At 35.3% G+C, this 13640-nt stretch carries 12 protein-coding genes and 2 pseudogenes; 5 read left to right on the top strand and 9 right to left on the bottom strand.

The features are described from left to right. Window positions 1-134: 134 nt before the first annotated feature. The 3 genes from CVD27_RS19875 to CVD27_RS19865 all read right to left on the bottom strand — a co-directional run bounded on the left by CVD27_RS19875 (window position 135) and on the right by CVD27_RS19865 (window position 4453). Window positions 135-2066: a fructose-1,6-bisphosphatase gene (locus tag CVD27_RS19875; RefSeq protein ID WP_101649740.1), complete on the bottom strand. Its 1932-nt coding sequence runs from the start codon at window positions 2064-2066 to the stop codon at window positions 135-137. A gap of 316 nt (window positions 2067-2382) precedes the next feature. Then, the gene (locus tag CVD27_RS19870) at window positions 2383-2886 is read right to left on the bottom strand and encodes a CBO0543 family protein (RefSeq protein WP_101649738.1); all 504 of its coding nucleotides are present in this window, start codon (window positions 2884-2886) and stop codon (window positions 2383-2385) included. A 691-nt stretch (window positions 2887-3577) separates the two neighbouring features. After that, entirely contained in the window at window positions 3578-4453 is an 876-nt protein-coding gene (locus CVD27_RS19865) for a LysR family transcriptional regulator (protein WP_101649735.1), read from the bottom strand. A gap of 157 nt (window positions 4454-4610) precedes the next feature. Between CVD27_RS19865 and CVD27_RS19860 the strand changes: the two genes are divergently transcribed. Then, window positions 4611-5636: a YeiH family protein gene (locus CVD27_RS19860; protein WP_101649734.1), complete on the top strand. Its 1026-nt coding sequence runs from the start codon at window positions 4611-4613 to the stop codon at window positions 5634-5636. A gap of 146 nt (window positions 5637-5782) precedes the next feature. On the opposite strand, the gene CVD27_RS28850 is transcribed toward CVD27_RS19860, so the two are convergent. Then, window positions 5783-5911, bottom strand: coding sequence for a hypothetical protein (locus CVD27_RS28850; protein ID WP_257984436.1), 129 nt, complete (start codon window positions 5909-5911; stop codon window positions 5783-5785). 223 nt (window positions 5912-6134) lie between these two features. Here CVD27_RS28850 and CVD27_RS19855 point away from each other — a divergent pair, with 223 nt between their 5' ends. Next, entirely contained in the window at window positions 6135-6437 is a 303-nt protein-coding gene (locus CVD27_RS19855; RefSeq protein WP_101649732.1) for a hypothetical protein, read from the top strand. 55 nt (window positions 6438-6492) lie between these two features. Here CVD27_RS19855 and CVD27_RS28290 read toward each other — a convergent pair whose 3' ends face one another. From CVD27_RS28290 to CVD27_RS19840, 4 genes are all read right to left on the bottom strand, one after another. Next, a complete protein-coding gene (locus CVD27_RS28290) occupies window positions 6493-6654 on the bottom strand; it encodes a hypothetical protein (RefSeq protein WP_180960369.1) in 162 nt (53 codons plus the stop codon). A 30-nt stretch (window positions 6655-6684) separates the two neighbouring features. After that, a complete protein-coding gene (locus CVD27_RS19850) occupies window positions 6685-7833 on the bottom strand; it encodes a Ger(x)C family spore germination protein (protein WP_180960368.1) in 1149 nt (382 codons plus the stop codon). A 198-nt stretch (window positions 7834-8031) separates the two neighbouring features. Continuing rightward, entirely contained in the window at window positions 8032-9585 is a 1554-nt protein-coding gene (locus CVD27_RS19845) for a spore germination protein (protein WP_257984444.1), read from the bottom strand. A 36-nt stretch (window positions 9586-9621) separates the two neighbouring features. Next, window positions 9622-10713 (bottom strand): GerAB/ArcD/ProY family transporter, encoded by a 1092-nt coding sequence (locus tag CVD27_RS19840; protein ID WP_101649726.1) that lies wholly within the window; start codon window positions 10711-10713, stop codon window positions 9622-9624. A 231-nt stretch (window positions 10714-10944) separates the two neighbouring features. On the opposite strand from CVD27_RS19840, the pseudogene CVD27_RS19835 reads away from it, so the two are divergent. The 3 genes and pseudogenes from CVD27_RS19835 to CVD27_RS19825 form a co-directional block, all read left to right on the top strand. Next, window positions 10945-11091 (top strand): annotated as a pseudogene (locus CVD27_RS19835) (EamA family transporter); the annotation flags it as partial. 61 nt (window positions 11092-11152) lie between these two features. Beyond that, entirely contained in the window at window positions 11153-11581 is a 429-nt protein-coding gene (locus tag CVD27_RS19830) for a hypothetical protein (protein ID WP_101649860.1), read from the top strand. A gap of 217 nt (window positions 11582-11798) precedes the next feature. Next, the gene (locus tag CVD27_RS19825) at window positions 11799-12596 is read left to right on the top strand and encodes an HAD family hydrolase (protein WP_101649724.1); all 798 of its coding nucleotides are present in this window, start codon (window positions 11799-11801) and stop codon (window positions 12594-12596) included. A 99-nt stretch (window positions 12597-12695) separates the two neighbouring features. Here CVD27_RS19825 and CVD27_RS19820 read toward each other — a convergent pair. Beyond that, window positions 12696-13457, bottom strand: a pseudogene (locus CVD27_RS19820) (putative protein N(5)-glutamine methyltransferase); the annotation flags it as partial. Between the last annotated feature and the right edge of the window lie 183 nt (window positions 13458-13640).

The following is a 13640-nucleotide window of genomic DNA, read 5'->3' as shown; positions in this document are numbered from 1 at the left end:
TAATTATTTTGAAAAATTATTCTGCAATAGGGAAAAGTGTTACATTTTCCCAAACTCTATTTATATAATGTAAAAATCCATCCTTTTCAATCAAAAGGATGGATTTTTTATGTGCTTTATTTATAAACTCTTTGTTACTTCATATAAAGATATTCCCTTAACCGATTCAAAATGGAAATTTCCTGTAATAGTTCTTTACCAATATTCGTTTCTCTTACCGTTTTTCTGACCAGTTCTTTATCCACTACTCTTTTTACCGATAAGACATCTGTCCCGCTACATAATACATCTTCTTTTGAATGAAACTGTTTATGTGCAGCCAATTGCATACCGTAGGAATTATATAGCAACGTGTATCCTGCTATACCCGTGACAGATTGATATGGTTTGGAGAAACCTCCGTCGATGACAATCATTTTTCCATTGGCTTTGATCGGATCCTCTCCCTCAATTTCTTTCACTGGGGTATGGCCGTTTATAATATGACCCTGTTCAGGATCGAGATCAAATTCAGCAAGGATTTTTTTGCAAATTTCATCCTTCTCACGTAAATAATAGTAAGGATTCTTTCTCTCTTTATGGGTTTCCTTATCCTTAATAAAGTACCTTTCAAAAGTGGTCATCTCTCTTTTTCCAAATAGAGAGGAATATTCACCAGTCCATAAATACCACACCATATCTGTTGCAAGGTCATCTGTCTTTTCGGGATGCTCAAAAGCATATCGTAAATAATTTTCAAATTTGTCCAGTAATTCACGGCCTGCATAGGTCTTATTTTCAATCACCATTTTTTCGTAATTTCCTTCTTCATCTAAAGGAATACACCCATGAATCAACAGGTTTCCGTTGTATTTCAAATAAAGGCTGCCTTTTTTCATCAGGAATTTCATATGTCTTGCCAGCTTTTCGGAATGCTGAACGGAAAACAGCAATTTTTCTATTACCTGTTTTTCCTCCTCTAATAATAGATCGGGCTGTTTTGGATTTACCGTTGCAAAGCAACTATTTTCTAGAGGGTAGGCTTTCCCATGTAACCTGATTTCGTTCTTGTCAAAATCAATTTTCTCAAGTAAAAGTCTTTCTGACATGTTAAAATACGGACGCCTTTTGATGATTGGGCTTTCCAGTTTGAATTGTATCATGGCTATCGCTTGATGAATTTTCGTAATTTGGAGTCGTTCATGATCGGATAGCTTTTTATCGGAATGGACCTTTGGTCTAAACGCTGGATTGTCTTCATAGTACTTCTCCGCTAGATTCAGTAATGGTCTCAGATTGATTCCATATACGTCTTCAATAATATCTAAATTGTCGTATCTTGCACAAATACGAATAATATTAGCGAGACATACCTTTGAACCAGCGAAGGCGCCCAGCCATAGAACATCATGGTTTCCCCACTGAATATCAACCGAATGATAATTAATCAGCGTATCCATTATTTTATCAGGCTCGGGTCCCCGATCATAAATATCACCCACAACATGAAGATGGTCGACTACTAATCTCTGAGTCGTATTGGCAAGTCCTATGATCAGCTTATCGGCCTGTCCTAAAGAAATAATCTGTTGGACAATTTTTGAATAATAATCATTTTTATTGGTAGAATCATTTTTTTTATAGAGCAACTCTTCTATGATATATACAAACTGATTCGGCAAGGCTTTACGTAACTTAGAGCGCGTGTATTTGGAGGAGGCATAAGAAATGAGCTTAATCATTCGCTCAATGATTTCTGTATACCATTGATTTAATTCTAGTTCATTATAAAAATGATTTTTTATTAGCTGTAGTTTTTCTTCTGGGTAATAAATTAATGTGGCAAATTCATTCCTTTGGTTTTCCGATAGGATATATTGGAACAGGTCATTGATTTTCTCTTTAACCTTCCCAGAACCATTTCTTAATACATGTTGAAAGGCTTGATACTCTCCATGTAGATCACTGACAAAATGTTCAGTCCCCTTCGGTAGATTCAGGATGGCTTCGAGATTAATAATTTCTGTTACTACTTTTTCTGCACTATCATACTTGTGGGCTAGTAAATCTAGATATTTCGTGTTCAAAAATATGTATCCCCTTTCAAAGCTGACTGTGTATTCTCCCTTTTAAAACTATTATAAGGAAAAAATAATATATTTTATATATCATTATACATATTTTATCAGGCTAACTGTATTAATCAATTTGAAAACCTTACATTTTTAGGCAAAAAAAAAGCAGGAGATGAATCCTGTTTTGTCATTCGTGATTTTGGTATATTAACTTGATGGCTCTTGTTGAAGAAATGCACCCTATAATTTAAAGACAATAAAAAAAGGGTTGCTTGTAGCAACCTTTAAGTTTTAAAAACAGGAATGACAGTAAAATTTATCTTTCAGGTCAATTTTGATAACTTTCTTGTTCATTTATATTTTGCTTACCTTTAAACCGATCTAATATTTTTATTAAACCAACAAAGCCTCTTATCATAAATAAAGTAAAACTACAACTGGCAAAAGTATGGAAAGGTGACCATTTATGCCATTTAAATAATCTGGTGTTCCTCTCCATAAACCATTGACCAATACTCATAGGAACACTAAAAATCAAACTTTTTAATAAAATTTTACCGAAATTATCATTGTACGATATTTTCACCCAGATAACACTTAAAATCGGAAAGAACAATATATCATAAATAAGATTCGTTTTAAAAATTTTTGGAAAAGGCCGAACAGGATATTCAATTTTTTTTGTTCCAACAACATAAGCATCAATGAGAGTCGCAAGTACTCCTTTTGAGAAAAAAATAACAAGATTTTCTCTCATTTTTGAACCCTTAAATAAAAAGGGTAATGAAACCATACACAAAGCTGTAAGTAGATTTAACAACTTTTTCTCCAAATAAGGTCATCCTTCCAAATATTAATATACATTTATTACAATTTCCTATTGAACTAAGTATTATCCTTTAAACATTAATGCCTTTATCTTTAATTAAATAAAAATACCAATCGATTATTTTTAACGGGTTCTCTTGATGGGGAGTTTTGTCAGTATTTCGTTTTATCTCGGTAACTTAATCCACTCCAAAAATAACATTATTTTAAAAAGAAAAGAGCATTTTTGGATGCTCTTTTCCATTCATCTATTTTCTTGAATGTTGATTTCACTGTGTTTGAAAAATAAAAGTTAAAATTCCGTTTAAATTGGGAAATATAGGTATTTCCTTAAAAATAAAGGAAGCTTTTCCGTTTATATTACCCAAATCTTAGGATTTTGTCTTTTTTAGAGCAGTTAATCGGAATATCTCCGCTAATTTCTGCTTCTTAAGCTTCCTCTTTATACATTAGCCGGAAATTCTCCGACTATGAATTCTCACACCTACACGAATCAACAATGAATTATAACAGAGCCTTAAACTGAAAATTAGACAATTTTAACAGTAGTTTTAGACAATAAAATCGCACCTCAATTAGCAAGAACATAAATCATTGTACATTATTTTCTAATACTTAAACCAACGGTTTTTTTTGCAGAAAAACCTTAAGAACCCTCTTTTATTTTTTTTGCATAAATCTATAAACTAAAACCATCACTCATTTATTATTAATTTTTTAAAAACCTCGCTTGCTTTTGTTTGAAATGTAACATTTGGAGTTACTAACGAGAAATTTCTTGTGATTGGAAAGCCCTCTATATCGAGTACCATTAATTTTCCAAGCTCTAACTCCTTTCTTATAGCTGAGTGAGAAAGTAATGAAATCCCCAGACCGGCTTCAATGGATTCCTTAATGACCTGTGTACTCCCAAATTCCATTATCTTTTTTGGAGTAAAACCCAACTGTTTAAAACCCTTTTCCTGCATTTCCTTTGTCCCAGAACCTTCTTCCCGGACTAGCCACGTCTCCTCAATCAACTCTAAAGGATCTATTTCTTTTTTTGCTAATAAGGGATGGTTGGAGGGCACTATGATTGATAAGCGGTCAAGTGCAAATGGTTTTATGTTTACTTTATTATTTTTCATTTCACCTTCAATAATCCCGACATCTATTTGTTGTTGCATCATTAAATCAATAATATCATTTGTATTTCTTATTATGATGTTAGGTTTTAGTAATGGATAAACATTAAGTAATTTGGCGATTTTGTGAGGAAGAATGTACTCCCCATATGTAAAGCTAGAACCAATCGTAAGAGTTCCACTTGCAGTATGTTTTAAATCATCCAATAAATTTTCCATTCGCGTATATAAACTTAAAATTTCTTTTGCGTGATGATAAACAATGTCTCCGGCTTTATTAAGTCTGACATATTTATTCGTTCTTTCTAACAATTTTGTATCCAACGTTCGTTCTAGTGTCTGAATATAATTACTCACGGCTGGTTGTGTCATATGAAGAATTTCAGCGGCACGAGTGAAGTTACGCTGTTCTGCAACGATAATAAAAACAGTTAAGGATTGATCCACTATGATTCCCCCTATTTTTATAACTAAAGAATGATGGACAAGTTTCAAGTGAAAGTATAATAAGCAAATACTTATTGTAATCATTATTATAATTTATTTTACTTATAATTGAAACGAACATATGATTAATTCATGATCAATTAAAGGAGATCTTACAATGACAAACACAGCAATCACACAGCAGCAGAACTCATCTACCATTGGGCGCTTGCTTGGGGGTATTGCGTTTACCTTTATTATGGCATTAATTGGTTATGAATTATCAAAAGTCCCCGGACTAGATCATGTTGGGCAGCTTGCCTGTGCAATTATTATAGCTGTCATCTATCGACAAATATGGGGATACCCTGAAAAACTTCGTACAGGTATTCAATTTTCTGCAAAAAAATTGTTAAGACTTGCCATCATTCTCTTTGGATTAAAACTCAATATGGATGTGGTGTTTCATCAGGGGTTAGTTTTGCTGGCAAGAGATATCGGAACGATTGTCTTTTCGATCCTTGTTACCCTATTACTTGCAAAATGGCTTAAAGCAGATGCTTCATTATCTATGTTACTTGGAATAGGCACGGGAGTCTGTGGGGCAGCGGCCATTGCAGCCGTGTCACCCATTTTGAAAGCTAAGGAGGAAGATACCGCAATGGGTGCTGGGATTATTGCCTTAGTTGGAACCTTTTTTGCTATTGCCTATACGATTATTAGACCTTTTATTCCTTTAACAGACATGCAATACGGAATTTGGTCAGGTGTAGGACTTCACGAGATTGCCCATGTCGCCCTAGCTGGAGCCCCAGCAGGACCGGATGCCCTTGCTATAGCACTGTTAGCAAAACTTGGTCGTGTCTTCTTACTTGTTCCACTCAGTTTTATTCTCATGTATTGGATGAAACGTAAAGGAACTGTTGAATCTGATTCTGAAGAAAAAATTGAATTTCCCTGGTTTCTTATTGGTTTTATTATCACGAGCTTATTTGGAAGTTATGTGATTGGACATACGATGATCTTATCAGCAAGTGTCATGAACGGCATTTCTTTTGTCACTTCCTTTCTATTGACCATGGCAATGATTGGCTTGGGTTTGAATGTTAGCCTCACGGATCTTAGAACAAAAGGATTAAGACCACTTCTTGCCATGGTGATTACTTCTCTTCTTCTCTCGGTTTTCACATTTTTCACGATGTAACTATTATATTTAAGCGGTATTCTCGACTGAATTGCGATTGACTTTTGTAGAATTTCCTGAATGAACGTCAGTTCATGCACCTTTAATTTAATAAGTAAAGGCTGCTGTTTGGCAGCCAACTGTTTAAAGGAGCGTCCCCTTCGTTTTTATTGTTTTTTTAATTCAGTAACAATCTCATTAATGCGTTTTTCCACTTCATAAAGGTTCTTCTGCATCCGATCACGTCGAGCGGTCAAGACCTGCAATTCTTGTTTTAATTCCTCTATTTTGCTCATGTTTTTCCCTCCGGATTATAATATACCATTAGTATGCTAGCAGAAAAACCAATTTTTTTCACTGAGATAATCCAAAAAAATTCTACTTTTTTATTTTTCTTATTATAATCATTTAAAATTCATAGAATAATTCGTTCCATTTCACTTAGTTCCTTATGTTTTGATGAATTTTTTTAAATGATTTTAACTCACCATATTATACTAATATTCGTGGAGTGATTAAATGATAAATCGTGTTAAAGAGAAATTGGAAATTGCCCTAGAAGATTGGGAGTGGATGAAGAAAGCCTCAGAGGATGAAAGCGAGGAATGTGCAGAGAGGTTTGAGAGGCATTTTTATGAGTTTATTGACGAGTTAAAGAATTGGTTTCAGCATTTAGAACAACCACCATCTACTATTGAAGAAGCAGAAAATCTTATCGAAATTAAGGAATTAATTGAACGATTACCAGCACCGCTTGAACTCAACTTTTATACAGAACTTGAGCTTATTATTGAAGGAGAAGATCAAGTCCGTTACGATTAATCAACTCCCTGGGACATGGTGTACATCTAACTTTCCAATGTCCCGGGGAAGGAAATCAAATAAAAGATTTCATAATCACCGCAATACTTAAGACAAATCCGATGACAAAAAGAATAGAAAAGACAACCAATTCTTTTATTTCTTTGTTTCTGATTAAGAGAGGTACTTCCCAAGCAAGAAGTGAAGCAAAAATAAGAATGATTAAACCTATCTTCATCATGTTTTATTCCTTTTTTCAAATAATTATTTACTTAGTTAAACCAATTCTTCTTACAGAAACATGTGAATTTATTGAAACATCTAAATGTGGAAATTCTTGCTCCCATTTATTTTTATAATGTGAATTCCATTCCTTTGGATATTTTTTGTATATCTCTTGACCAAACCCAAAAATATCTGACTGATACTGTTTTTGGGCAATATCTACTGATAACCGAATTCTTTCATTAATCTTTTTTTCAATATTTTTTTGTAAAAATTCGAGTACTTTTTGCTCGGTTAAATTCAATTTAGAGTAATTTTCTATGATCGTCATTTCACCGTTCACTATTAATGTGACTATTACTTCTCCCTTTCTATGCGCTGGAATAATTTTTGCCTCGGTTCTTTCAATATCCAAACTAACCTTTCCACCGCCATTTTCTTCAGGGATCTTAATTGTTATTACTCCTTCCTGTATTTCGTTTCGAAGCCATAAAACTCCCCGAATTTCCTCTTCATCCATCCAACCTGCCAGTTTATCATTTTTAAATACAGCTGCTCCTTTAATTGCTTGTATCTTTTTTGATTTATTTTTTAATTCTCTAGATTCTAATGAAAATTTTGGTGCAATAGGTTCTAAACCGTCAGTAAGAAGCATGTTATAAAAATCCATTACAGTAATTTTTAGACCTATACCAAGCTTCGCAAGTTCTTTCGTTTCTTCTGATGAAACACTCTCAAAATTTGGTGTACTTTTAATGATATTGAATGCTTTTCCCTTAGTGAACATGATAAAACTGTTGATCCGTGGTTCTTGGTACCTTGTATGGAAATCAATAATATGATAAACACCCTTTTTAGCTAACTCACTTCCTATTAATAACACCCTGCTTTGCGAAAAGAAAATACGTCTCGACATTTTGACTTGTATATTTCGGTAAGCCTCCGAAACGGTTGAACCAGTGTCTGAAATGACGAAGGTACCTTTTCCATTGCTGCCTCCACCACTTGCTCCAGTTGGACCTAACTTTGATGGAACGGCTACTTGAAGAGATAGTAGAATTCGATCCCCTTTCAAAAGGTCTAAACCAATAGCAGTAATAATACCAACATCATTAATTTCAATACGATTCCAACAACCAGTAAGCATAATAATGGTCATACTTAAGAGTAGCAGCCGTCTAATTGCTTTCATTAGTACCCATCCTGTCATATGATAAGGCTCTTTTCGTAAACTTAGTTGCTTCTGGACTTTAATAAGGGCCATTTACTAAGATTCTAGGCAATTTTCGCAAAATTTCTTACGAAAAGATGCCACGAAGCATATAGTTATACGGTTGATGAACCTATACGAAGACAACAATTTTTGCGAAAATAGCCTCTGATAAACAAGCTAGTATTTACGATTTCTTGGGCCTAACCTCTTTAGATTTCTTTTTCCAGTTTGTTCCGGTCGTTCATTCATTTTCCACCAAGGGGCTCTAATAAATATATCTTTAAGGTTATTAAAGGTAAATGGAGCTATAGGAGCCAAATAAGGTATACCAAATGACCGAAGTTGAACCAGATGAGCCACAATAAAGAAAACTCCAAGCAAGATGCCATAAAACCCAAGATTTGCGGCTAGAAACATCATAATAAAACGCAGGAGTCGAATAGCTCCGGTAAAGGCGTAATTAGGAAACATAAACGAGGCAATACCCGTTGTTGATACTACAATGACTAATGGAGCTGATACAATTCCTGCTTCTACCGCTGCCTGTCCAATCACCAACGCACCAACAATACTAACTGTTGACCCAATTGGTCTTGGCAATCGCAAACCAGCTTCGCGTAATGCTTCAAAGGTTATTTCCATTAACAGGACTTCTACGACCGCAGGGAATGGCACCTTTTCTCTTGAAGCCGCAACACTGAACAAAAGGTTTGTTGGCATCAATTCATGATGAAAGGTTGTGACAGCAATATATATTGCTGGAAACATCAAAGCAATCAATAAAAATAAATACCGAATGAACCTAATAAACGATGTCATGATAAATCTTCCATAATAGTCCTCTGGGGAATTCATCATCTGAAAAAATGTGACAGGAACTATGAGAACAAAAGGACTATTATCCACGATAATCCCAACTCGGCCTTCGAGTAGATTTCCTACTACTCGGTCCGGCCGCTCCGTCTGCACAATTTGCGGAAACACGGAATATGGATGATCCTCGATCAATTCCAATATATACCCACTGTCCTCAATAGCATCAATCTTAATCTGGTTTAACCGGCTTCGTACCTCTTCTACGATGGAAAATTGTGCAATACTATCAAGATAGGTAATGCACACTTCTGTTTGAGATAGATTTCCTATCTTCATATATTCAAATTTCAATTTCGTTGTTTTTAATCGTCTTCGAATCATGCTTACATTCGTCCGAATATTTTCAGTGAAGCCTTCTCTTGGTCCTAAAACAACTGCTTCTGTTAAAGGTTCTTCCACTGACCGCTGCTCCCATGATTGTTGACTTAAAAAAAGCGCTTTTTGACAACCGTTAATTAATACAACCGTTCCTCCTGATAAAATTTGATCAATCACTTGCTCGAACGTTGTCCCTTCTACTATTTGAGCTGAGCTAAGAACTGCTTTTATGTCATCCATTGTAGGTTTTGATTGCTGCAGCAGTTTCTCGTTTTGTTTTACCAAAGGATTGATCACGTGTAATTCGATTCTTTCCATATCGACCAAACCATCAAGGAATAAAATGATAACAGAGGTAGTAGAATTTATTCCTAGTTCCCGATAAGCAAAATCTGCCGCCCCTTCAAAAAGCTGCTTAATCTGATTAAAATCTTCATGTAAAATTCCAGTTAATACACCCATATCCTTTTTGTCTACTATTTGGGATTTATTCTGTTTATGATTGGCAGACATTATTTTTTTTAACCCTGTTAACATTCTCAATCCTAACCACCTCCTCGATAAGGAATCTTTTTATGTTCCCTTTTTTTTTATAAATGCGATGAAAAGTAGTATGACAGGTATGATTATTTGCAAAATGGTATGAACATATGGAACATAAAACTTGAATCCAAATTCTAAATGTTCCACATAACTGGATGCACTTATTAGAGATAAGGGGGGAATGATTGTACCAAGTGCAAGCACTACAGAACGAGTCTGCTTTAATTTGAATAATTGAGATATTCCCACGGCGGCTCCGAGTGTAAACCCTCCCATCTTAAAAAAAACACCAGTAACCATCATTAAAATAACTAGAGCATCAAAGCGTTCAAGGAAATCTGCAATAGAAACCATTTGAGTAGCCGCAAGCAGGGTAAATAGATCCCTACTGTAAATTTCAGGCCCTAATACAGAGATCATCATAATCGAATTAACAATTAAAAGGAGACCACCAACTAGAATGCTGAGCATTCCTATCTTTCTTTGACGTCCATTTTTATTTAGAAAAGGAAATAGCATCAAGATGACCATGGTTTCTCCAAATGGGAAATTTATTGCTGTTGGAATGGCACTTTTCAATAATGGCTTTAGGCCATTCCCTAATATAGGAGTTAGATTTTTAAGATTAAATTCTGTAATACTAAATAATAAAATCCAAATCAGAATGAGAGCAAAAATATAAATAGGAAAAACGATTTCGGCCATTCTGCCTAAGGTCTCAACTCCCCCTCGTAAGCAATAAATCATCAATACCATAAAGCTTCCGATTACGACAATAATGGGGGTTTCACTTAATATGGTCGTAACAATAAGATCACCTAATTCTCTGCATGCCCTGGCAGCGGAATAGGTAAAATGGAAAATATAAAGCAGGCCTACTGGATAGGAAAGATACTTTCCGATAATTTTTGGCAGCATCTGAACCAATGTATCACCTGGATAATAGGTGGATAGTTGACTAAACACAGCCATTAAAACGAGACCGCCTACTATACCGATTAGTATAAATAACCATGCATCTTGTTTTACTTCGGCCCCTAATCCTAAAATGATAGCCGTCCCTAAAACATATCCCGTCATTAAATAAAAAAGCTGGAGGGAACTAATTTTTTCTTTATTCATCGGTATCTCCCTACTACGGTATAAAAGCCTTTTTGCAATCCAGTACCTAACTTATCTTTCAAAAAATTCCTTTTTGACATAATATTTTCTAGGAGAAGATAAATTATACACTCCACCTTAGTAAGCAGAGGTGACCTTACTGGTTTCTCGGTAACATATAAGGATTTTATCCATTAAAAAACTGTAGATTCTGCTATAATAGAACACAGATGATTATAAGTAAGATTACTAAGTGGAGGATTATTTTTCTTCTTTCAACCCGTGGTCGGAGCATTACTCGGATGGCTTATACTAGGTGAAAACATAGGTGTACCCTTTTGGATAGGCTCCATTCTCATTCTCATTGGTGTTTTATTCGTTATCATTGAGAAAAAATAGTATTTCTTACTAATAAAGTGACTTTGAATGAAAATTCTATGGAAGGGTATTGATCAATAAGATGCTTTATATATGGGATATTGAGGAGATCATTAAAGCTACATTGCAAGAGCACAAATTAGATATAAATTATGAATTGAATAATAAACTGCCTGCGCCTATGAGTTATAACGTCTCGACAAATACCATTAAGTTTAACTATCTGCAAATAAATGGATACATTGCTAATATTAATTTTAAAATTAAAGAGACCGATGAAGACTGTGTTAAAATTATTCTTTTTCATCAACTCGGCTATTATTTAGATTTTAAGAAAAACAAACACGATTTAAGGACTTTAAAGTATGGTGAGGATTTTGAAAAAGAACAGCTTCTAGCTGAAATAGAAAGGAATTCCTGGGAATACGGCCGAACCTTGGTTCCTGAGAGACTAAAAAAATCATATGATAAAGTACGTTCCATAGATAAAATGCTGCTAAAAAACTATTAAACGAATTTAGCATTCATTCATGTAGAAAAATTCCTGCCTCTTGGTCAAAAAGCAGGAATTTTTGCATTTTATTAAAATGGCCTCGTTCCTTAAACCGTGTTCTAACGGTTTTTTACATACGTCATACTAATCTTTATTTAATTCGTACACTGAGTTTACAAGGCTTTAATATTCAGATGATATGATGGGTTTACCAACGAATGAGGAGGCATTATATATGAATGTGCGTGCAATATTTATTGATATGGATGGTACACTACTAAAAGCCACAAACACCATTTCACACAGAAATATGGAAGCCATTAATAAGCTCATGAATCAAGGTGTCAAGGTTTTTCTAGCTACCGGACGACACTATGAAGTAACCGCCCCTTATCATAAAGAAATAGGATTAAGTACTCCAATGATCTGTTTGAATGGTGCTGCTATTCACGATGCAGAGACAGGAAGAGCCCTCCAAATGAAAACTGTCCAACTGAACGAAGAACGATTCCACCATCTGACCGCCGAACATCCTTGTAATGTTATGATCCATACAGCAAATGGGCTTTATTGTAAGGAAACAAATGAAGAAATCGATTATTGGACAAAAGTTGGGCAAATTCCGCCACGGTATATTGGAGATTTAAGACTCGCAAATTATCAAGATGTTCTTAAATATAGTGTTCGAACAGGTGCACCCAGTCCGAACCTTTCCGCTTTGTTTAAAAAGGAAGCGGAAGTCATCGATTGGATTGACGGGTTTGAAATGGTTGCTCCTAATGTTTCCAAATGGTCTGCTATAAAAAGCTTAATTACTGAATACCGGATCAGTCCAAATGAAGTCGTAGCTATTGGCGACGGACCCAATGATCTAGAGATGCTTAGGTCTGTCGGAACTGGTGTAGCAATGAGGAACGCTAGTGATGAGGTTAAAGCAGCTGCTGATTTTATTACAGGACATCACGAAAATGATGGATTAGCTGAGTTTATAGAACGATATCTGCTAAAATCATATGCATCCTATGCAATTTAGGATTTTTTGTCATACAAAAATGACAGGTGAGATCTATTTTGTTAGATTCTTACCTGTCATTTTTATATCATCCGTTTTTCTGAAAAGATTATTTTTGCCAGAATTTGTTCCAATAATAACTGTTGCATCCCATTCTTCATCTCTGGCTAATTTGGTAGTTAGTCCAGCATTCGCAAAGATTTCAAGAGTTTGAGCTGCCTGTATTTCGCTCGTTTCTACCAATAAATGCCCTCCAGGAGCAAGCCAAATAGGCGCCTCTTCCGCTGCTTTTCGCTGAAGGTCCAGCCCGTCCTTTCCTCCGTCAAGTGCCACTTTTGGTTCATATAAGCGTGCCTCCTGTGGAAGCAGCTTTATTTTATCAGTAGGAACGTAAGGTACATTAGCTACTATGATGTTCACACGACCTCTCAACGAAGGGGGCAATGCCCTATATAAGTCACCTTGATAAACGTGACCACCAATGTTTGTTAGGTTGCGGGAAGCACATTTTACTGCGACAGGATCAATATCCACGGAATGTAATACAATCTTATTTATGTCGGTTGCAATGGCAGCCCCAACAGCACCAGACCCGCAGCATAAATCCACTACAATATCATCTATGTGCGTCAATGCTTCTGCCTGCTTAACCAGGAACTCCGTACGTTGACGTGGTACAAAAACTCCCCGTTCTACCTCTATTCGCAGCCCACAAAATTTTGTACATCCAAGAACGTATTCAAGCGGTAGGCCACTGGCTCGTATTTCTACCATTTTCATTAAATCCTCCATACTGCCAGCCTCTGAGAGAAGCAACTGGGTTTCTTCTTCAGCAAAAACGCAGCCTTCGCTCCGTAGTCTATCAATTATACTTTTTTCCATTTTATTATTTAAAGAGAAAGTAATGTTCTGTATTATTTATCTCACCCATTCTGCAAATTTTTACGATTTTTATCATCTATATTCTAGAACTAAGACAAAAATCCTTCTGCAACAAACTGTACCAGTTCCCTTTGTCGGTTGAAAATATACGTTTATGTAGGAGAGAAATAGGATAGTTAAATA

Origin of the sequence: Neobacillus cucumis (assembly GCF_002860255.1) — a bacterium.
Classification (GTDB): domain Bacteria; phylum Bacillota; class Bacilli; order Bacillales; family Cytobacillaceae; genus Neobacillus; species Neobacillus cucumis_A.
Note: the sequence above shows the minus strand (reverse complement) of the source record. Positions and strands in the feature narration are given on the sequence as shown.

What these genes read in the sequence shown, in the direction of transcription:
- CVD27_RS19860 (WP_101649734.1), top strand. Translation starts at nt 4,611, where the DNA reads ATGACAAACACAGCAATCACACAGCAGCAGAACTCATCTACCATTGGG.
- CVD27_RS28850 (WP_257984436.1), bottom strand. Translation starts at nt 5,911, where the DNA reads ATGAGCAAAATAGAGGAATTAAAACAAGAATTGCAGGTCTTGACCGCT.
- CVD27_RS19855 (WP_101649732.1), top strand. Translation starts at nt 6,135, where the DNA reads ATGATAAATCGTGTTAAAGAGAAATTGGAAATTGCCCTAGAAGATTGG.
- CVD27_RS28290 (WP_180960369.1), bottom strand. Translation starts at nt 6,654, where the DNA reads ATGAAGATAGGTTTAATCATTCTTATTTTTGCTTCACTTCTTGCTTGG.
- CVD27_RS19850 (WP_180960368.1), bottom strand. Translation starts at nt 7,833, where the DNA reads ATGAAAGCAATTAGACGGCTGCTACTCTTAAGTATGACCATTATTATG.
- CVD27_RS19845 (WP_257984444.1), bottom strand. Translation starts at nt 9,585, where the DNA reads ATGTTAACAGGGTTAAAAAAAATAATGTCTGCCAATCATAAACAGAAT.
- CVD27_RS19840 (WP_101649726.1), bottom strand. Translation starts at nt 10,713, where the DNA reads ATGAATAAAGAAAAAATTAGTTCCCTCCAGCTTTTTTATTTAATGACG.
- CVD27_RS19830 (WP_101649860.1), top strand. Translation starts at nt 11,153, where the DNA reads ATGCTTTATATATGGGATATTGAGGAGATCATTAAAGCTACATTGCAA.
- CVD27_RS19825 (WP_101649724.1), top strand. Translation starts at nt 11,799, where the DNA reads ATGAATGTGCGTGCAATATTTATTGATATGGATGGTACACTACTAAAA.